This window comes from Embleya sp. NPDC001921, assembly GCF_053594475.1.
On sequence record NZ_JBSFEO010000034.1, the window covers coordinates 116,754 to 135,423 of the forward strand.

At 72.9% G+C, this 18,670-nt stretch carries 12 protein-coding genes; 4 read left to right on the forward strand and 8 right to left on the reverse strand.

The genetic code is table 11. The features are described 5' to 3' along the window. Nucleotides 1–71: 71 nt before the first annotated feature. Entirely contained in the window at nt 72–3,632 is a 3,561-nt protein-coding gene (locus ACWCPW_RS33515; protein ID WP_449765320.1) for an indolepyruvate ferredoxin oxidoreductase family protein, read from the forward strand. 83 nt (nt 3,633–3,715) lie between these two features. Continuing rightward, on the forward strand, nt 3,716–4,867 hold the full coding sequence (locus ACWCPW_RS33520; RefSeq protein WP_449765321.1) for an acyl-CoA dehydrogenase family protein: 1,152 nt from the start codon (nt 3,716–3,718) through the stop codon (nt 4,865–4,867). Between the two features lie 27 nt (nt 4,868–4,894). Here ACWCPW_RS33520 and ACWCPW_RS33525 read toward each other — a convergent pair whose 3' ends face one another. The 4 genes from ACWCPW_RS33525 to ACWCPW_RS33540 all read right to left on the reverse strand — a co-directional run bounded on the left by ACWCPW_RS33525 (nt 4,895) and on the right by ACWCPW_RS33540 (nt 8,744). Continuing rightward, a complete protein-coding gene (locus tag ACWCPW_RS33525) occupies nt 4,895–5,713 on the reverse strand; it encodes an SGNH/GDSL hydrolase family protein (protein WP_449765322.1) in 819 nt (272 codons plus the stop codon). A gap of 273 nt (nt 5,714–5,986) precedes the next feature. Then, nucleotides 5,987–6,955 (reverse strand): non-homologous end-joining DNA ligase, encoded by a 969-nt coding sequence (ligD, locus tag ACWCPW_RS33530; RefSeq protein ID WP_449765323.1) that lies wholly within the window; start codon nt 6,953–6,955, stop codon nt 5,987–5,989. Between the two features lie 182 nt (nt 6,956–7,137). Further along, on the reverse strand, nt 7,138–7,905 hold the full coding sequence (locus tag ACWCPW_RS33535; RefSeq protein ID WP_449765324.1) for a thioesterase II family protein: 768 nt from the start codon (nt 7,903–7,905) through the stop codon (nt 7,138–7,140). Nucleotides 7,906–7,961: 56 nt separating this feature from the next. After that, nucleotides 7,962–8,744, reverse strand: a complete 783-nt coding sequence (locus ACWCPW_RS33540) for an AfsR/SARP family transcriptional regulator (protein WP_449765325.1) — start codon at nt 8,742–8,744, stop codon at nt 7,962–7,964. 198 nt (nt 8,745–8,942) lie between these two features. Here ACWCPW_RS33540 and ACWCPW_RS33545 point away from each other — a divergent pair, with 198 nt between their 5' ends. Together ACWCPW_RS33545 and ACWCPW_RS33550 are read left to right on the forward strand one after the other, a co-directional pair. Next, nucleotides 8,943–9,833: a metallophosphoesterase gene (locus ACWCPW_RS33545; protein WP_449765326.1), complete on the forward strand. Its 891-nt coding sequence runs from the start codon at nt 8,943–8,945 to the stop codon at nt 9,831–9,833. Continuing rightward, nucleotides 9,830–10,507, forward strand: coding sequence for a 4'-phosphopantetheinyl transferase family protein (locus tag ACWCPW_RS33550; RefSeq protein ID WP_449765327.1), 678 nt, complete (start codon nt 9,830–9,832; stop codon nt 10,505–10,507). Before ACWCPW_RS33545 ends, ACWCPW_RS33550 begins: the two co-directional genes overlap by 4 nt. Nucleotides 10,508–10,559: 52 nt before the next feature. Here the strand turns inward: ACWCPW_RS33550 and ACWCPW_RS33555 are convergent, their stop codons facing one another. The 4 genes from ACWCPW_RS33555 to ACWCPW_RS33570 form a co-directional block, all read right to left on the reverse strand. Beyond that, nucleotides 10,560–11,045: a nuclear transport factor 2 family protein gene (locus tag ACWCPW_RS33555; RefSeq protein WP_449765328.1), complete on the reverse strand. Its 486-nt coding sequence runs from the start codon at nt 11,043–11,045 to the stop codon at nt 10,560–10,562. Next, entirely contained in the window at nt 11,042–11,506 is a 465-nt protein-coding gene (locus tag ACWCPW_RS33560; RefSeq protein WP_449765329.1) for a nuclear transport factor 2 family protein, read from the reverse strand. The genes ACWCPW_RS33555 and ACWCPW_RS33560 overlap by 4 nt, the downstream gene beginning before the upstream one ends. 54 nt (nt 11,507–11,560) lie before the next feature. Beyond that, the gene (locus ACWCPW_RS33565; RefSeq protein WP_449765330.1) at nt 11,561–16,507 is read right to left on the reverse strand and encodes an acyltransferase domain-containing protein; all 4,947 of its coding nucleotides are present in this window, start codon (nt 16,505–16,507) and stop codon (nt 11,561–11,563) included. Nucleotides 16,508–16,545: 38 nt separating this feature from the next. Beyond that, a partial coding sequence (locus tag ACWCPW_RS33570) for an acyltransferase domain-containing protein (protein ID WP_449765331.1) occupies nt 16,546–18,670 on the reverse strand: 2,125 nt, incomplete at its 5' end.

Here is an 18,670-nt window from a genome sequence, read left to right on the forward strand (position 1 = left end):
GCGTCCTGGAGGCGCCGTTGGTGTGCTTACCGCACCCCACCCCACCCCATCCGGCTACGACGGAGGCTTCCGTGCGCACAGATCAGGCTTCGCCTTCGCTTCCGGTCCCGGCGTCGCAGGACGCGCCGGCGTCCTTCCCGGATGTCTCCCTGGACGACAAGTACACCGCCGAGCGGGGCCGCGTGCTGATCTCGGGTGTGCAGGCGTTGATCCGGCTGACCCTGGAGCAGCGCCGGCTGGACATCGCCCGCGGCCTGGACACCCGGATCTTCGTCAGCGGCTACCAGGGTTCGCCGCTGGGTGGCGTGGACCTGGAGATGGGGCGCGCCAAGCGCTGGCTGGACCCGGCGGGCGTGGTGTTCCAGGCGGGGTTGAACGAGGAACTGGCCGCGACCGCCGTCGCCGGGACGCAGCTCGTCGACCAGACCCCGGGCGCCCGGTACGCCGGGGTGACCGGGTTCTGGTACGGCAAGAACCCGGGCCTGGACCGGGCCGCGGACGCGATCCGGCACGCCACGATGGCGGGTACCGCCCCGCTCGGCGGCGCCGTCGCGTGGATCGGCGACGACCCGGGCAGCAAGTCGTCGACGGTGCCCAGCTCGTGCGAGCCGATGATGGAAAGCCTGTCGATGCCGCTGCTCGCGCCCGGCACGATCGGCGAGATCGTCGAGTTCGGCCTGCACGCGGTGGCCATGTCCCGCGCGTGCGGCCTGTGGACCGGCCTGAAGATCGTCGCCGACATCGCCGACGCGTCGACCACGGTGGACGTGTCCGAGTGGGGCGAGGGCATCCCGGTCCCGGCGGCGACCAAGCGTGGCACGCTGCCCACCCTGGTCGGCCCGGCCGCGCTCGACGCCGAGCACGACCTGATCACCCGTCGGCTCGACCTGGCCCGCGCCTACGCCCGGGAGCACCGGCTCAACCGGATCGAGCGGGACGCCCCCGGCGCCCGTCTGGGCATCCTCGCCGCGGGTGTGTCGTTCTCGGTGGTCCGCCGCGCGCTCGCCGACCTCGGCCTGGACGCGGACGACACGCTCGGCGTCCGGCTGATCCGGATCGGCATGCCGTTCCCGCTGGACGACGCCGAACTGGCCGAACTCACCGACGGCCTGGACGAGGTGCTGGTCGTCGAGGACAAGGTGCCGTTCCTGGAGGCCCGCCTGAAGGAGGCGCTGTACCGCCGCCCGGACGCGCCGCGCATCGTCGGTCGCCGGGACGACACCGGTCGCCCGCTGCTCACCGCGCGCGGCACGCTCGGCGCGGACGATGTGGCCCGGGCCATCGCCGCGCGGATCGGCACCGAGCGGCTGCCCGCGTCCGCGACCGCGTACCTGGCCACGCTCGCCCCCAGGCGCCCGTCGCGGATCGCGCTGCCGATGCTGGCCTCGCGCACCCCGTACTTCTGTTCCGGTTGTCCGCACAACGCGTCCACGCGCACCGCCGACGACACCCTGGTCGGCGTCGGCATCGGCTGCCACGTGATGATCGCGCTGGACGGCAAGGGCCGAGGGCATCAGCTCGGGCTGACCCAGATGGGCGGCGAGGGCGCGCAGTGGATCGGCCTGATGCCGTTCACCGACGACAAGCACTTCGTGCAGAACCTCGGCGACGGCACCTTCCACCACTCCGGGTCACTGGCGATCCGGGCCGCCGTCGCGGCCGGCGCCAAGATGACCTACAAGCTGCTGTACAACGACGCGGTCGCGATGACCGGCGGCCAGAAGGCCGAAGGGCGGCTGGACGTACCGGCGTTGACCCGCTGGCTCGCGGTCGAGGGGGTGCGCCGGGTGGTGGTCACCACCGACGACCCGCGCGGCTACCGGGGAGTTCGGATCGACCCGATCGCCACCGTCCGCCATCGCGACGAACTGGCGGATGTCGAACGTGAGTTGGCCGCCCTCGACGGCGTGACCGTGCTGATCCACGACGACCGGTGCGCGGCCGAGGAGCGCCGGCTGCGCAAGCGGGGGCAGTTGCCGACGCCGGCCGAGAAGGTGGTCGTCAACGAGCGGGTGTGCGAGGGCTGCGGCGACTGCGGGGACAAGTCCTCGTGCCTGTCGGTACAGCCGGTGGACACCGAGTTCGGCCGCAAGACGCACATCCACCAGGGCTCGTGCAACTCGGACTTCAGTTGCCTGAGCGGCGACTGCCCGTCCTTCCTGCTGGTCGAGCCGGGCACCCGCAAGGCCCGGGGCATACCGGCCCTGCCGCTGGAGCCGGCGCTGCCCGCGCGTCGGGTCACCGACGCCGACCTGCTGGTGCGGATGCCCGGGATCGGTGGCACCGGCGTGGTGACGGTGTCCTCGATCCTGCAGATGGCCGCCCACCTGGACGGGCTGTACGCGGCCGGCCTCGAGCAGACCGGCCTGGCCCAGAAGGGCGGCCCGGTGGTGTCCGACCTGCGCATCTCGAACCGGCCGATCGACGGCGCGCTGCGCGCCTCGCGGGCCGGCGCGGACGTGCTGATCGGCTTCGACCTGCTCGGCGCGGCGGCCGCGAGCAACCTGGCCACCGCCGACCCGGAGCGCACCGTCGCCGTGGTCAACACCGCGATCGTGCCGACCGCCGCGATGGTCACCAACCAGATCGCGCTGCCCGGTTCACCGACCGAGACGCTGGAGCGCATCGACGCGGCGACCAGGCGCGCCGAGAACCTGTACCTGGACGCGCTGGGCCTGTCCGAGGCGCTGTTCGCCGACCACATGCCGGCCAACATGATCCTGATCGGCGCCGCGTTCCAGCACGGCTGCCTGCCGCTGAGCGTGAGCGCGATCGAGCGGGCGATCACCCTCAACGGCGCGGCCGTGGACAAGAACCTCGCGGCGTTCCGCTGGGGTCGGGCGATGGCCGTGGACCCGGCCGCGGTACTGGCCGCCGCCGTCGAGGCACCGCCGCGCGCGGTGGTCGAGGTCGACGCGGCCTCGGCGGCGCTGGCCGACGGCTCGGGCGGCGAGGCCGAGCTGCGTGAGGTGCTGGGCACCCGGATCGCCGATCTGACGGGCTACCAGGACGCGGCCTACGCCCGCCGGTACGCCGACGACGTGCGCGCGGTCCGGACCCTGGCGATCGAGCGGGCCGGCGCGGCGGCGGGTGAGCGCGTCGCGGTGGCGTACGCGCGGGCACTGCACCACCTGATGGCCTACAAGGACGAGTACGAGGTGGCCCGCCTGCACCTGGACCCGGTCGAACAGGCCCGTCGGGACGCCGAGTTCGGCCCGGACGCGGCGGTCTCGGTGCTGCTGCACCCGCCGGTGCTGCGCTACCTGGGGATGAAGCGCAAGATCCGGCTGCGCCGCACGGCGGTGCCGGCCTTCCGCGCCCTGCGCGCGGCGCGCGGCCTGCGCGGGACCCGCCTGGACCTGTTCGGCTACGCCGAGGTGCGTCGGGTCGAGCGCGAACTGGTGCCGCAGTACCGGAACCTGGTCCGGGCCGCGCTGCGCGAGTTGTCCGCCGCCAACGTGGACGCGGTGGTGGCGCTGGTCGCGCTGCCCGAGTCGATCCGCGGCTACGAGGAGATCAAGCTCGCCCGGGTCGCCGAGTACCGCACCGCGGCGCGCACCGCGCTCGCCGAACTGACCGCGCCCGCCCCGGTCGACAAGGCCGCCGACCCCGCACTCGTCTGGGCCGGCTGAACCCCGTCCCGCTTAGGCCGGCCCCTCGGGGCCGGCCTTCCCCCTCCCCCGACACCTTGACACCCTCGACTTCCGGAGCAGCCGTGACCGTCGACCGCCTCCTGCCCACTCGGGACGCCGAGGACCTGCTCGATCTCACCCGCACCGTCGCGGACCGCGAGCTGGCCCCCATCGCCGCGCGCCACGAACGCGACGAGAGCTACCCCGAGGGGCTGTTCACCATCCTGGGCGAGGTGGGCCTGCTGGGTCTGCCGTACGCCGAGGAGGACGGCGGCAGCGGCCAGCCCTACGAGGTCTACCTCCAGGTCCTGGAGGAACTGGCCGCACGCTGGGCGGCGGTGGCGGTCGCCACCAGCGTGCACACGCTGGCCTGCTTCCCGGTGGCCACGTACGGCTCGCCCGAGCAGCGCGAGCGGTGGTTGCCGCGGATGCTGGAGGGCCGGTTGATCGGCGGGTACAGCCTGTCCGAACCGCACGCGGGCTCGGACGCGGCCGCGATCGTCTGCAAGGCGCGCCCGGTCGCCGACGGTTACCGGATCAACGGCACCAAGGCGTGGATCACACACGGCGGAAAGGCCGACTTCTACGCGCTGTTCGCCCGGACCGGCGAGGGCAGTCGGGGCATCTCGTGCTTCCTGGCCCCGGGCGCGGCAGAGGGGCTGGAGTTCGGTCGGCCGGAGGAGAAGATGGGCCTGAACGCGGTGCCCACGACCAACGCGTTCTGGGACGGCGCGATCCTGGACCGGGACCGCCTGATCGGCGCCGAGGGCCAGGGGTTGGCGATCGCGTTGAGCGCGTTGGACTCGGGCCGGTTGGGCATCGCGGCGTGCGCGACGGGGTTGGCCCAGGCCGCGTTGGACGCGGCGGTCGAGTACGCCAACGAACGCACCACGTTCGGCCGTCGGATCGTCGACCACCAGGGTCTGGGCTTCCTGCTCGCCGACATGGCCGCCGCCGTCGACTCCGCACGCGCGACCTACCTGGACGCGGCCCGCCGCCGTGACCTGGGCCGTCCGTACAGCCGCCAGGCCAGCGTCGCGAAACTGGTCGCCACCGACGCGGCGATGAAGGTCACCACGGACGCGGTCCAGGTGTTCGGCGGGTGCGGCTACACCCGCGAGTTCCCGGTCGAGCGCTACATGCGCGAGGCCAAGATCATGCAAATCTTCGAGGGCACCAACCAGATCCAACGCATGGTCATCGCCCGGCAGTTCGCCCGGGCCGCGAAGGAGTAGGCCGGTGCCCGCGAAGATCGCGGAGTGCTAGGGGCGCGCTCCGACGGTCGTTCCGACGGTGGCCTGGAGTGCGGGCAGGTAGCCCTGGCTCTGGCCCGCGCTGTTGGGGTGGTAGGACTCGTCGATGGGCAGCTTGATGCCGTTGATCCAGGGGTTCGAGCCGCACACGCCGTGTCCGGCGAAGCGGTTGCGCACGTCGGCGAAGTCGGCGTTCGCCGCGCCGGCCCGCCCTCGGGTGATGTCGGCCAGGGTGTCGGCGGCCTGGTTGAGGATGGTGCGCTTGTACGTGCTCATGCCCAGGAAGCACCCGCCGAGTTCGAACAGGCGCGGGTAACCGAGCACGACCAGCCGCGCGTTGGGCGCGCGGTTGTGGATCTGAGCGTACGTGGCGTCCAGGTCGGCGGGGAGCTTCGTCGTCGCGTAGGTCTTCGCCTTGTCGACGGCGACCGAGCAGTCGTTGTCCGAGCCCAGCACGCAGGACTTGACGGTGTCGACGAACCCGGCGTCGTTGCCGCCGATGCTGATGGTCACCAGGGTGGTCGCGGAGTTCAGCACGGACAGTTGGCCGGCGCGGACGTCGGCGGTCTTGGCGCCGGAGCAGGCCGCGAAGGCGAACCCGCCCGGGTGGCTGTTGTTCCACAGGGCCGGGTAGGAGTTGGCGCTGCGCTTGCAGGCGCCGCTGTCGGGTAGGTAGTTGCCCGCGCCGACGCCGGCGCTGTACGAGTCGCCCAGGGCCGCGTAGTTCGACGCGGCGGCGGCGTTGGCGGTCGGCGTGACGAAGGCGGTCCCGGCGACGATGGTGACGGCCACGGCCGTCGCGGACAGGGTGCGAGGCAGCGAGAGCACGAATGGTCTCCTCGGCTGACGTGGGGACGTCGTCGGAGGCATCGACGGGAGTTGCGCGGTCCGAACCCGATGACCCGTCGGGATGCCGAGCCGGAACGCCCGTTCGCCGTCCGACTCTTCCGCAGTCGTCGCCCTTGGTGCTCGGATGGGGTCCCTCATCGTCCCGTGCCGAAATCACCGCTGCATAGGCGGATTTCGGCCCCGCCCGCCGGCCGCGGGAATGTTCACCGGCCGGCCGCCGGCCGTTCTCGCACGGGGGGTCGAGGCCGCGCCTCAGCGACGGGTCAGGTCCGGGCGCAGGCGTTGCCAGGTCGGGTGGCGGAGTCGGCCGGCGGTGGTCCAGCCGGAGACGGTGACCTCGGCGACCAGGCGGGGGTCGACCCACTGCGCGCCGGGGATGTCGGCGAATCCGGCGAACGGCGAGTCGGCGCGGGTCAACGCACCCAGGTATTCGCCCAGTTCGCCACGTTCGGCGGCGGTCAGACCGTCCTCCACCGTGCCCACGAAGCGCAGGCCGTCGGGTGCGTCGACGCCCACGAGCAGGCTGCCCGGAAGGCCGCGCAGGTCGCCTCGGCCCTCGACCCAGCCGCCGATGACCACGTCGTGCGTCTCGATGTGCTTGGCCTTGATCCAGTCCGGGGAGCGGTGCCCGGGCTGGTAGTCCGAGGCCAGCCGCTTGCCCACGATGCCCTCGTACCCGTGGTGCATGCTCGTCGCCCACGCGCGCTGCACGTCGCCCTCGCTCCATTCGGGCGTGGACCACCGGGGGCCGGCCAGGTCCAGGCTCTCCAGGAGCATCCGGCGCTCGCGGTACGGGGTGGGCAGCAGCGAGCGGCCGTCCAGGTACATCACGTCGAAGAGCATCAGGTGCACCGGCGCGTCCATGGTCAGCCGGGCCACCTTGCGCGGGTTCACCACGCCCATCCGCCGTCGGAGCAGCTCGAAGTCGGGGCGCCCGCGATTGTCGAGCACCACGATCTCGCCGTCGAGCACGGCCTGCCGCTGTCCGTGCTGCTCGCCGAGGGCGGCCAGCTCGGGGTAGGTCCGGGTGACGTCCTCGCCCTCGCCCGAGAGCAGCCGTACGGTCCGGTCCCCCGCGCAGTACACCACCGTACGGGCGCCGTCCCAGTTGATCTCGAAGCCCCAGTCGAGGTCGTAGCCCTCCCCCGGCAGCGGCGCGGCGGTGGCCAGCATCGGCTGAATCTCGGGCAACAGGGCATGAACTTGATCCTGACCGGCCATGCCTCGATCATCGGCGGGCCGCATCGGTGCCGCCGGCGGAGCACACCCGGTATCTCGTACGCGCGTTCGATCCGACGCTCGTCGGCCCCCGCGTCCCGGACCGGTACGCCGGTCGAAACCGGGAGCCATTCGAGCGAGCACCCCTGGCGGCGGTCCGCCGACCGGGGGCGCCTCCGGGTCGCTCAGGCCCCGGAGCGGCCCGTCACCGCGGAGATCGCGGCGGCGATGCGCGCGGTGACCGCCGCCTGGTGATCGGTCAGGTAGAAGTGGCCGCCGGCGAAGGTGTGCAGCGCGAACGTGCCGATCGTGTGTTCGCGCCAGGACATCGCCTCGTCGAGGGTGACCTTCGGGTCGCTGTCGCCGATCAGCACCGTGATCGGGCACTCCAGCGGATGCTCGGAGGCGCACTTGTACGTCTCGATCGCGCGGTAGTCGGCGCGCAGTGCGGGCAGCACCATGCGCAGCACCTCCTCGTCCGCCAGGATGCTCGCGTCCGTGCCGCTCATCGAGCGCAGTTCGGCGGTCAGCCCCGCGTCGTCCAGGAGGTGGAGCCGCTCGTCGCGCCCCCGGTCCGGGGCCCGGCGGCCGGAGGCGATCAGCGCGGCGGGAGGCACCCGCAATCGGCGGGCCACCTCGTAGCCGAGGATCGCGCCCATGCTGTGGCCGAACAGGATCAGCGGGCTCCGCTCGTCCAGCCACGGGTCCAGGGCCTCGGTGATCCGGTCCGCCAGGGTGTCGATGTCGTCGATCAGCGGTTCGGCGCGCCGATCCTGGCGGCCCGGATACTGCACGCCGAGCACCTCGGCCCGGCCCTCGAGCGCCGCCGACAGCGGGAACCAGAAGCTGGCCGATCCACCCGCGTGCGGCAGGGCGACCAGGCGCGGCAGCGGTTTCGCGGCCGGATGGAATCGGCGGATCCAGGCATCCGAGACGGCGGAGGCGGTAGTCATGTGACGGGTTCCTTCCCGATCGTCGCTGTTGATCATCCCTGCGCGGCGCCGACCCGCTACCCGGCGAGCGAGTCCGTCCGCGTGCCCCGCGGCTCCACTCCGGTGAGCACCGCGTGCTGGACCTCGCGCAGCGCCCGGGACGGCTCCAGGCCCAGGACCTCGCGCAACGCGCCCCGCGTGCCCTGGTACACCGCGAGCGCGTCGCCGCGCCGGCCGCAGTGGTTGAGCGCGACCATCAGGTGCCGGGCGAAGTTCTCGTGCAGCGGATACTCGGCGGTCAGCGCGTACAGCCGCGCGACGCTCTCCCGATAGCGGCCGAGCGCGAGGTTGGCCTCGATCAGCAGTTCGAGGCACTCCAGCCGGGACGCGTCCAGCCGCGCGGCGTGCGCGCGCACGATCGGCCCCTGGGCGACGCCCGCGTACGCCGGTCCCCGCCACAGGTCGAGCGCGCTCGTGAAGGTCTCCGCCGCCTCGTGCCGGCGCCCGGCGCACAGTCCCGCCCGGCCCCGGTCGACCAGGCCGTGGAACGCGTCCGCGTCCAGCCGGTCCGGTCCCGCGTGCAGCACATAGCCGCCCGCGCAGGTGGCCAACGGGCCGTGTCGCGCGGGCCCCCCGGCACCGAGCATCGCCCGCAGCCGGGAAACGTACACGTGCACCGTGGACTTCGCCCGCTGCGGTCCGGCGCCGGGCCAGACCTCGGCCACGATCTGCTCGACGGTCAGCAACTGGCCCCGCCGCGCGAGCAGGGCGGCCAGGAGGGTCTCCGGCTTGGGCGCCGCGATCGTGCGCGGCTCATCGCCGTCGACGATCCGCACGGGGCCGAGAATCTCGTACCGCAACGGCTCTTCCCTCTCTTTGACGGTCGGGTCTTGCGCTCTCCGGCGGTCCTGTCCTGCTTCCAGACGACGGTGACATACGCCGGGCGTGTGGCGTACCCCTGACCGACCCCTACGCGACCTTGCGCGGGCCTTGCGTGCGGGCCGGACAACCCCGTGTCGGCCTTCCCAGCGCACCGCGAACACGCTTATGGTCGATCGATGAGCACTGCCCGTTTGCCCGAGCGCGCGCTGTACGCAGTCAGCGACCTGCATTCCGCGATCCCGTCCAACCGCGTACTCGTCGAGGGCATCCGGCCCGGAACCGACGAGGACTGGATCCTGGTCGCGGGTGACGTGGCCGAGCACATCGAGGAGACCCGGGCCACCCTTGGGCTGCTCGCCGAGCGTTTCGCGCGCGTGGTGTGGGTCCCGGGAAACCACGAGTTGTGGTCCACGCCGGACGATGCGGTGCAACTGCGCGGCGAGCAGCGCTACCGCCATCTGGTCTCGATGTGCCGGGAGTTGGGCGTGCTCACCCCCGAGGACCCGTTCGCGGTCTGGGACGGTCCGGGCGGACCGGTCACCGTGGCACCGCTGTTCGTGCTCTACGACTACACCTGGCGCCCGCCCGGCACGACCACGCAGCAGGAGGCGTTGGACGCCGCGTACGCCGCCGGCGTGGTGTGCAGCGACGAGTTCATGCTGCACCCCGACCCCTATCCGACCCGGGACGAGTGGTGCCGGGCCCGGGTGGCGTACAGCGAGGGCCGGCTCGCGGCGGCGGCCGATCCGGCCGCGCCGCTGCTGATGGTCAATCACTTCCCGCTGGTCCGGCAGCCCACGGACGTGTTGTGGTACCCGGAGTTCGCGCAGTGGTGCGGCACCGACCTCACCGCCGACTGGCATCGCCGCTTCCCGACCGCCGCCGTCGTCTACGGCCACCTGCACATCCCGCGCACCACGTGGTACGACGGGGTGCGCTTCGAGGAGGTCTCGCTCGGCTATCCGCGCGAGCGCAAGAACGGGCTGCGCCGGCCGATCCCGCGCCGGATCGTGCCCGCCGAGACCGCCGACACCCCCCGTACGGGCCAACAGGCGGGTGCCCGATGATCGCCGCGCGTCCTGCCGACGAGACGCTGATCGCCCGCGTGTTGCCGCCCGAGGTGTTCGCCGAGGAGTCCTTCGACGACCCCGACGGGCCGCCGCTTTTCCCGGCCGAGGAAGCGCTGCTCGCCAAGGCGGTGGACAAGCGCCGCCGCGAGTTCACCACCGTACGGCGCTGCGCGCGCCGCGCGTTGGCCCGAATGGGTGTACCCGCCGCACCGCTGCTGCCGGGGTTGCGCGGCGCGCCCGGGTGGCCGGCGGGTGTGGTCGGCAGCATGACGCACTGCGCCGGGTACCGGGCCGCGGCCGTCGCCGATCGGGCCGTGCTGCTCACCCTGGGCATCGACGCCGAACCGGCGCTGCCGCTGCCCGAGGGGGTGTTGACGACCGTCTCGTCCGAGACCGAGCGCAAGCACCTGCTCGACCTGTCCGCCCGTCGACCCGAGATCGCCTGGGATCGGCTGTTGTTCAGCGCCAAGGAGTCGGTCTACAAGGCGTGGTTCCCGCTCACCGAACGGTGGTTGGACTTCGCCGAGGCCGAGGTCGAGTTCGATCCGGTGGCCGGCACGTTCGCCGCGCGGCTGTTGATCGAGGACCGTCCGCTGGACGGATTCGCCGGTCGCTGGCAGGTCGACGCGGGCATCGCGCTGACCACGATCGCGGTGGCCCGCCGGGGCTGAGCCCCACCGGGATCGGGGCGGGCCGTCGGCCGCGCCCCGATCCGCGCGTGTCTCACTCCCGGGCGAACCGCACCACGTTGTCCGCCGTGGGCCGCCAGGCTTGGGCGAACTCCTCCGGTAGGTCGATCCGGTCCAGGACCGGATGCCGGGGCACCGAGACCCGGTACTTGATCCGCCAGCCCCGGGGCGTGCGTTCGAGGATGTCGTAGTAGTCCCCGCCGTGCACCTCGCCGTCGATCAGCGTGGCGATGTACCGGCTGCGGGCCCGCGCCGTACCGCCCGCGTCCACCAACAGCACCGTGTCCAGCGTCTGGTGGTCGGGCGTGTCCGAGCCGCGCCGGCCGGTGAACTGCCGGGCGGAGGCCAGGCCGTCGATCGTGTAGCCGTTGCCGATGGTGTTCTCGATCACCGCGTCGTCGGTGAACACCCGGTCCAGCCCCGCGATGTCGTCGTTGTCGAAGACGTGCGCGAACCGCGCGAGGGTGTCGTGGATGCCCGCGACGTCCTCGGCGGTCAGCGCCGCCGCGTCGGCGGTCACGGCGCGACCACCTCGAAAAGCCGTACCGGAAGCGGGAATTCCGCCTTGGTCACGCCCGCACCGGCTTGGCGGGGAGCGCGCGGCAGGCTCAGTCGGTAGGCGATCCGCCAGCCGTGCGGGGTCTGGCGCAGGATGTCCAGGAACTCGCCGCCGGTCAGCCGGCCCGCCGGGTTGATCCCGATGTACCGGCTGCGGGCCTGGACCTGTCCGTACTCGTCCACCTCGACGGTGGTGTTGAGCGTGTGGTGGTCCGGCGTCGCCGCGCTCTTGCCCCGGGTGTACTCGGCGAACTCGGCGATGCCCCGGAAGGACCGCGGCGCGCCGACGCCGATCTCGACCACGACGTCCTCGGTGAACACGAGATCGAGCCCGGCCACGTCCCCGTTGTCGAAGACGTGCGCGAACAGCGCGAGTGTGCGGTGGATCTCGGCGAGATCCGTCGGGGACAGTACCTTCGTCATGAATTTCCCAGCCTCGAAGTGGTGTTGTGCTCGCGACGTGCCGTGGCGCGGGGGTCAGCCGGGCAGAGCGGCCGCCCAGTCCACGATCGTCGCCGCCGTCAGGTCGGCGTGGTCCTCCAACACGGTGAAGTGGTCACCGGTGATCCCGATCAGGTCGTGCGGCAGCGGCCAGTACGCCCGCCAGTCCCACCGGCCCTCGGGATCGATCACCGTGCCCTCCACCGGGGTCTGCGCCTGGGCGACCAGGGTCGGGGTCTCGATCGCCTGCGGCTTCCAATCCGCGAACAGCCGTTGATACCGGCCCATCGTGGTCAGGTTGGTGTCGTTCAGGGTCATGTCGTACTGCGCGACCCGGCCGAGCATGCCCTCGATCATCGCGGGCAGCCACCAGTCCATGCCCGGCACCAGCGCGGTGTCGATCGGGAACGTGTCGATCAGTCCCAGTCCGATGGGGCGTACCCCCTCGGCCTCGAGTCGGCGGGTCACCTCGTGCGCGATGCAACCGCCCATCGAGCGCCCCACCACGATGAACGGCCGCTCACCCACGGCCTCCCGAACGCTCTCCAGGTGAATCCGGAGCAGGGCGTCGGCGTGGTCGGGCAGCGACTCCTCGGCCACGAAGCCCGGCGTCTGGAGCACGAACACGTCGCGCTCGCCCTGGAACACCTGCCCGAACCGGGCGTATTCGTGCGGTCCGGAGATCGCGCTCAGCGACGGGAAGCACACGATCGCGGGCCCCGCGTCGCCGGTGGCCAACCGCAGCACCGGCTTGACGTGCCGGTCGCGTTCGGCCGGCGGGAAGGACGGACGCAGGCCCGCCGAGGCCATGATCACCTCGGCCGCGGTGTTGTACTTGCCGGCCGCGCAGAGTTGGACGTAGAAGGAGGCCAGCGCACCCTTGGCGACCTCGGTGGGCTCGGCATCCGCAACCTTCGACGTCGCCGGGGACATGCCCTGTTCGGCCAGTTCGGCGCCCAGGTGCAGGGCGAGGCCGCGCGGGGTGGGGTGCGCGATGGTGACGGTGGCGGGCAAGCGGAGTCCCGTCGCGGCGGACAGTCGGTTGCGCAGTTCCACGGCGGTCAGCGAGTCCAGGCCGACCTCGAGGAACGCCTGGTCGGCGTCCACCGATTCGTCGCCCGCGTGGCCGAGCACGACGCCAAGTTCGGCGCGCACCAGATCCACCAGGATCTCGACCCGCTCCTCCTGGGACCCCGCCGCGAGCCGCCGCGCGAACGTCGATTCGGTGTCCGCCGACGCCGAGCGCACCGCCCGCCGGGTGCGCCGTACGGCCGCCGAGCCGGGTGCGTGCGGATCCGCCGACGCCCGCGACCGGGTACCGGCGCCGGCCGGCAGGCCGCCGGGCACCGGGCGGGAGATCAGCGACCCGACCGACAACACCGGCGCGCCCCGCTCGTCCGCGGCCTCCAGGGCGACCGCGTCCGGCCCGGTGAGCGCGAGCCGCACCCGCAGCCGGGCCGCGCCGGTCGCGTGCAGCCGCACACCGCTCCAGGCGTAGGCCAGGCTCGTCCCGGCCCGCTCGCCGGCCGCCTCGGCGCGCCGCACGGCGTCGACCACCGCGATGTGCAGCGCCGCGTCCAGCAGCGCCGGATGCACACCGAACCTCGTTGCCTCCTCCGCCTGTTCCGGGGCCAACGCGACATCGGCGAACAGCGCGCCGTCACCGCGCCACGCGGCCTGCAGACCCTGGAAGACCGGGCCGTAGTCGATCCCGGCGGCGACCAGCACGTCGTAGGCGTCCTCGACCGGGAGCTCGACCGCATCGGCCGGCGGCCAGTCGCCGAAGGCGAACGCGGGGTCCGATCCGGCATCGGCCTCGGCCGCCTCCGGCGCCAGGAAGCCGCCCGCGTGCCGGGCCCATTCCACGTCCGGCGCGTCCTCTTCCCGCGAGAACACCGCGAACCGGCGGCGCCCGTCCTCGGCCGCCGCGCCCACCGCGACCTGCAGGTGCACGGCCGCGTCCGGGCCGGCCAGGATCAGCGGCGCCTCGATCACGAGTTCGTCCACCGTGCCCAGGCCCACCTCGTCGCCGGCCCGCAGCGCCAGTTCCAGGAAGGCGGACGCCGGCAGCAACACCGTGTCGCGCACCGCGTGATCGGCCAGCCACGGATGCGAACGCACCGAGATCCGCCCGGTCAGCAACACGTCGTCGCCGTCGCCGCTGCCCACGGACGCGCCGAGCAGCGGATGCTCGACCGGGCTCAGGCCCAGCGACGCGGGCCCGGCCGCCGGATCGGCCAGGGTCTCCCGCCAGTAGCGCTTGCGCTGGAACGCGTATGTGGGCAAGTCGACCCGGCTCGGCTGGTGTTCGGCGAAGGCCGTGCCCCAGTCGACGGACACGCCGCGCACCCACAACTCGGCGAGCGAGGTGTACAGGCGCTGCGCGCCGCCTTGGTCGCGACGCAACGTGCCGACCACGACCGGGCTTTCCCGACCCGCGTCCTCCAGCGTCGCCTCGATCGCGGCGGTCAGCACCGGATGCGGGCTCACCTCGACGAATACCCCGTGTCCGGACGCCGCCAACCCCCGGGTCGCCTCCTCGAACCGGACCGTCTCGCGCAGGTTGGTCGCCCAGTACGCGCCGTCCATCCCGGTCGTGTCCAACCAGTCGCCGGTCACCGTCGACCACAGCGGCACCGACCCGGACACCGGTGCGATGGACGCCAGGTCCTCGACGATGCGCGCGCGGATCTCCTCCACCTGCGCGGAGTGCGACGCGTAGTCCACCGGAATCACCCGCGCCCGACCACCCTCGGCCGTCACCGCCTCAACCAACTCCGCCAGCGCGTCCGGCTCCCCCGAGACCACCACCTGGCCCGGACCATTCACCGCCGCGACCGAGATCCGCCCCTCCCACGCACCGATCCGCACGCGGACATCCGACTCGGCCAACGCCACCGAGGCCATCCCACCGCGCCCCGACAACGCCACGATCGCCCGACTCCGCAACGCGACCACCCGAGCGCCGTCCTCCAGGGACAACCCCCCTGCCACCACCGCCGCCGCGATCTCCCCCTGCGAATGACCCACAACCGCGTCCGGAACCACCCCGAACGCACGCCACACCTCGGCCAGCGACACCAACACCGCCCACAACACCGGCTGGACCACATCCACCCGATCCAACGACGGCGCACCCTCGACACCGGTCAACACCTCGACCGGCGACCAGTCCACGAACGGCTCCAACGCCTTCGCGCACTCCGCGAAAGCCGCCGCGAACAGCGGTGACTGGTCGTGCAGTTCGGCCGCCATGCCGGCCCACTGCGAACCCTGGCCGGGAAAGACGAACACGGTCCGGCCCACCGGCCCGGCCGCCCCGGTGACCACACCGGCCTCCGACTCGGCGCGCAGCACCGCGCCCAGACCCGCAACCAGTCGGCTCCGGTCGCCGAGCACGACGGCGCGCTCCCCGAACGCGGCCCTGCTGGACACCAGCGAGAAGCCCACGTCCACGGTCGCGGGCGAGGGGTCGGCGCCGAGCCGCTCCGCCAGGCGACCCGCCTGCGCGCGCAACGCGTCCGGGGTCTTCGCCGACAACACCCACGGCACCACGGCGGGCTCCGGCGCATCCGTGCGCTCGCCGATCTCCGGCTCGGTATCCGGGAGTTCCAGGATGACGTGCGCGTTGGTGCCGCTCACCCCGAACGCGGACACCGCCGCCCGGCGCGGGCGGTCCGACTCCGGCCAGGGCCGGGCCTCGGTCAACAACCGCACCCCGCCCGAGGACCAGTCCACATGCGGCGTCGGCTCCTCGACGTGCAGCGTCTTCGGCAACACGCCGTGGCGCAGCGCCTGGACCATCTTGATCACACCCGCGACACCGGCCGCGGCCTGTGCGTGGCCGATGTTGGACTTCAACGAACCCAGCCACAGCGGCCGTTCCGCCGAGCGGTCCCGGCCGTAGGTGGCCAGCAGGGCCTGCGCCTCGATCGGGTCGCCCAGGGTGGTCCCGGTCCCGTGCGCCTCCACCGCGTCCACGTCGTCCGCCGCCAGTTCGGCGTTGGCCAGCGCCTCGCGGATCACCCGCTGCTGGGCGGGGCCGTTCGGCGCGGTCAGACCGTTGGAGGCGCCGTCCTGGTTGACCGCGCTGCCGCGCACCACGGCGAGCACCCGATGGCCCAGGCGCTCGGCGTCCGAGAGGCGCTCCAGGATCAGTACGCCGACCCCCTCGGCCCACCCGGTGCCGTCCGCCGAAGCGGCGAACGCCTTGCACCGGCCGTCCACGGACAACCCGCGCTGCCGCGAGAACTCGACGTAGCCCATCGGCGAGGCCATCACCGTGGCGCCGCCCGCGAGCGCGAGATCGCACTCGCCCGAGCGCAACGACTGCGCCGCCAGATGCAGCGCCACCAACGACGACGAGCACGCGGTGTCCACCGTCACCGCAGGCCCCTCGAACCCGAAGGTGTAGGAGATCCGACCGGACGCCACGCTGCCCAGCGTGCCGGTGCCCAGGTAGCCCTCCAACTCCTGCGGAACCCGGTCCGGGGCCGGCGCGTAGTCGATCCCGGCGATTCCGGTGAACACCGAGGTCCGGCTGCGGCGCAGGCCTGTGACGTCGATCCCGGCCCGCTCGAACGCGTCCCACGCGGTCTCCAGGAGCAGCCGCTGCTGCGGGTCGGTGGCCAACGCCTCGCGGGGCGAGATGCCGAAGAACGCCGCGTCGAAGTCCCCGGCGTCCGGCAGGAAGGAGCCCGCCGTGGTGTAGGTGGTGCCGGGCCGGTCGGGGTCCGGGTCGTAGAGGTCGCGCAGGTCCCAGCCCCGGTCGGTGGGGGCCTCGCCGACCGCGTCCGTCCCGGATTCGACCAGTCGCCACAGGTCTTCGGGCGAGTCGACACCTCCGGGCAGCCGGCAGGCCATCCCGACGATCGCGATCGGCTCGCGCCGGCTCGCCTCGATCTCGTGGACCCGTTTCCGGGCCTGGCGGACATCGGCCAGCGCGCGCTTGAGGTATCCCCGGAGCTTGTCTTCGTCCGACATGGAACTGCCTTTCCTGGTGGGTTCGGTGGTCCGGGGGGTCAGAAGGATTCGACGTTGCCGTCGAGCAGGCCGAACAGTTCCTCGTCGCTGGCGGTGTCGAGATCGATCTCGTCCGAGCCGGCCGGCGCCGAACCGGCCGTGGGGTCGGCCCACTTGTTCGCCAGCACCCGCAGCCGGCCGAGGATCGCCAACCGCTGGGCGGAGTCGCCGAGGTCGGCCGACAGCGCGGCGTCCAGCCGGTCGAGTTCCTCCAGCGCGGACGGCAGCGGGCGGCCCGGAGCGATGTCGGCCGGTCGGTCGGCGAGCAGTTCGGTGACGAACGCGGCGACATCGGCCGGGGTCGGGTAGTCGAAGATCAGCGTGGCCGGCAGTTGCAGTCCCGAACCCGCGTTCAGCCGGTTGCGCAGCTCCACGGCGGTCAGCGAGTCGAAGCCGAGTTCGCGGAAGGCACGTTCGGGCTCGACCGCGACCGGGTCGCCGTGGCCCAGGACGACGGCCGTCTCGGTGCGGACGAATTCCAGGACCGCACCCTCGCGTTCGGCCGGTCCTACGCCCGCGAGCCGGTCCGGGAGCGTGGGTGCCGCGTCCTGGCCGGGCCGTGCGCCGGCCTCGTTCGGCAGTCCGACCGCGCCCGCGCCGTCCCGCGCGGTCCGACTCCCGTCGAGCCAGTAGCGCTCGTGCTGGAACGCGTACGTGGGCAACTGCACGCGGCGTGGGCGGTATTGCGCGTAGGCCGCACTCCAGTCGACGTCGATGCCGCGCACCCACAACTCGGCGAGCGAGGTGTACAGGCGCCGCGCGCCGCCCTGGTCGCGGCGCAGCGTGCCGACCGCGAGCGGGCGCTTCGTCTCGGCGGCCTCCAGGGTCTCCTGGATCGCCGCCACCAGCACCGGATGCGGGCTCACCTCGACGAAGACCCCGTGCCCGGAGGCCGCGAGGGCTCGCGTGGCCTCCTCGAACCGCACGGTCTCCCGCAGATTGCGCGCCCAGTAGCCGGCGTCCATCGACGCGGTGTCCAGCCACTGGCCGGTGACGGTCGACAGGATCGGCACCGTCCCGGACACCGGCGCGATATCGGCCAGATCGGCGACGAGCCGGTCCCGGATCTCGTCCACCTGGGCCGAGTGCGACGCGTAGTCCACCGGAATCACCCGGGCCCGGCCGCCCTCGGCCGTCACCGAGGCGACCAGTTCGGCGAGCACGTCCGGCTCGCCGGACACCACCACCTGACCGGGACCGTTGACGGCGGCGATGGACACCCGCCCGCTCCACTGCGCGATCCGCGCCCGCACGTCCGATTCGGGCAGCGCCACCGAGGCCATCCCACCGCGTCCGGACAGTGCCACGATCGCCTTGCTCCGCAGCGCCACCACCCGCGCGCCGTCCGCCGGCGACAACCCGCCCGCGACCACCGCCGCCGCGATCTCGCCCTGCGAATGGCCCACGACCGCGTCCGGGCGCACGCCGTACGAACGCCACACCTCGGCGAGGGAGACCAAGACCGCCCACAACACCGGCTGGACCACGTCCACCCGGTCCAACGACGGCGCGCCCTCGACGCCGGTCAGCACATCGGTGGCCGACCAGTCCACGAACGGTTCGAGCGCCTTCGCGCACTCGTCGTAGCGGGACGCGAACACCGGTGACTGGCTGTACAGTTCGGCGGCCATTCCGGCCCACTGCGAGCCCTGCCCGGGGAAGACGAACACCGTCCTGCCGAGCGTGCCCGCCGCCGATCCGGTCACCACGCCGGCGGCCGATTCGCCTCGGGCCAGTGCGGCCAGGCCCTCGGTCAGCGACTCGCGCTCGCCGATCACCACCGCGCGCTCTTCGAGCGCGGCCCGGGTGCCGATCAGGGCCGAACCGATGTCCACCGGTTGCGGGCCGGTCGCGACGAGGTCGGCCAGTCGTTCGGCCTGTGCGCGCAGTGCCGGGACCCGCTTGGCGGACACGATCCAGGGCAGCACCGCGTCGGGGTGCGCGTCGCCCGGGTCGGGCTCGACCTCGGCCGGCGGCTGCTCCAGGATCACGTGCGCGTTGGTGCCGCTGACCCCGAACGAGGAGACCCCCGCTCGGCGGGGCCGACCGGTCTCCGGCCACGGCCGAGCCTGTGTCAGCAGCCGTACCGCGCCCGCCGACCAGTCCACATGCGGCGTCGGCTCG

Bases quoted from the DNA above. Each gene is read 5' to 3' on its own strand.
- ligD (WP_449765323.1), bottom strand. From the start codon at position 6,955: ATGGCCGGTCAGGATCAAGTTCATGCCCTGTTGCCCGAGATTCAGCCG.
- ACWCPW_RS33535 (WP_449765324.1), bottom strand. From the start codon at position 7,905: ATGACTACCGCCTCCGCCGTCTCGGATGCCTGGATCCGCCGATTCCAT.
- ACWCPW_RS33545 (WP_449765326.1), top strand. From the start codon at position 8,943: ATGAGCACTGCCCGTTTGCCCGAGCGCGCGCTGTACGCAGTCAGCGAC.
- ACWCPW_RS33550 (WP_449765327.1), top strand. From the start codon at position 9,830: ATGATCGCCGCGCGTCCTGCCGACGAGACGCTGATCGCCCGCGTGTTG.
- ACWCPW_RS33560 (WP_449765329.1), bottom strand. From the start codon at position 11,506: ATGACGAAGGTACTGTCCCCGACGGATCTCGCCGAGATCCACCGCACA.
- ACWCPW_RS33565 (WP_449765330.1), bottom strand. From the start codon at position 16,507: ATGTCGGACGAAGACAAGCTCCGGGGATACCTCAAGCGCGCGCTGGCC.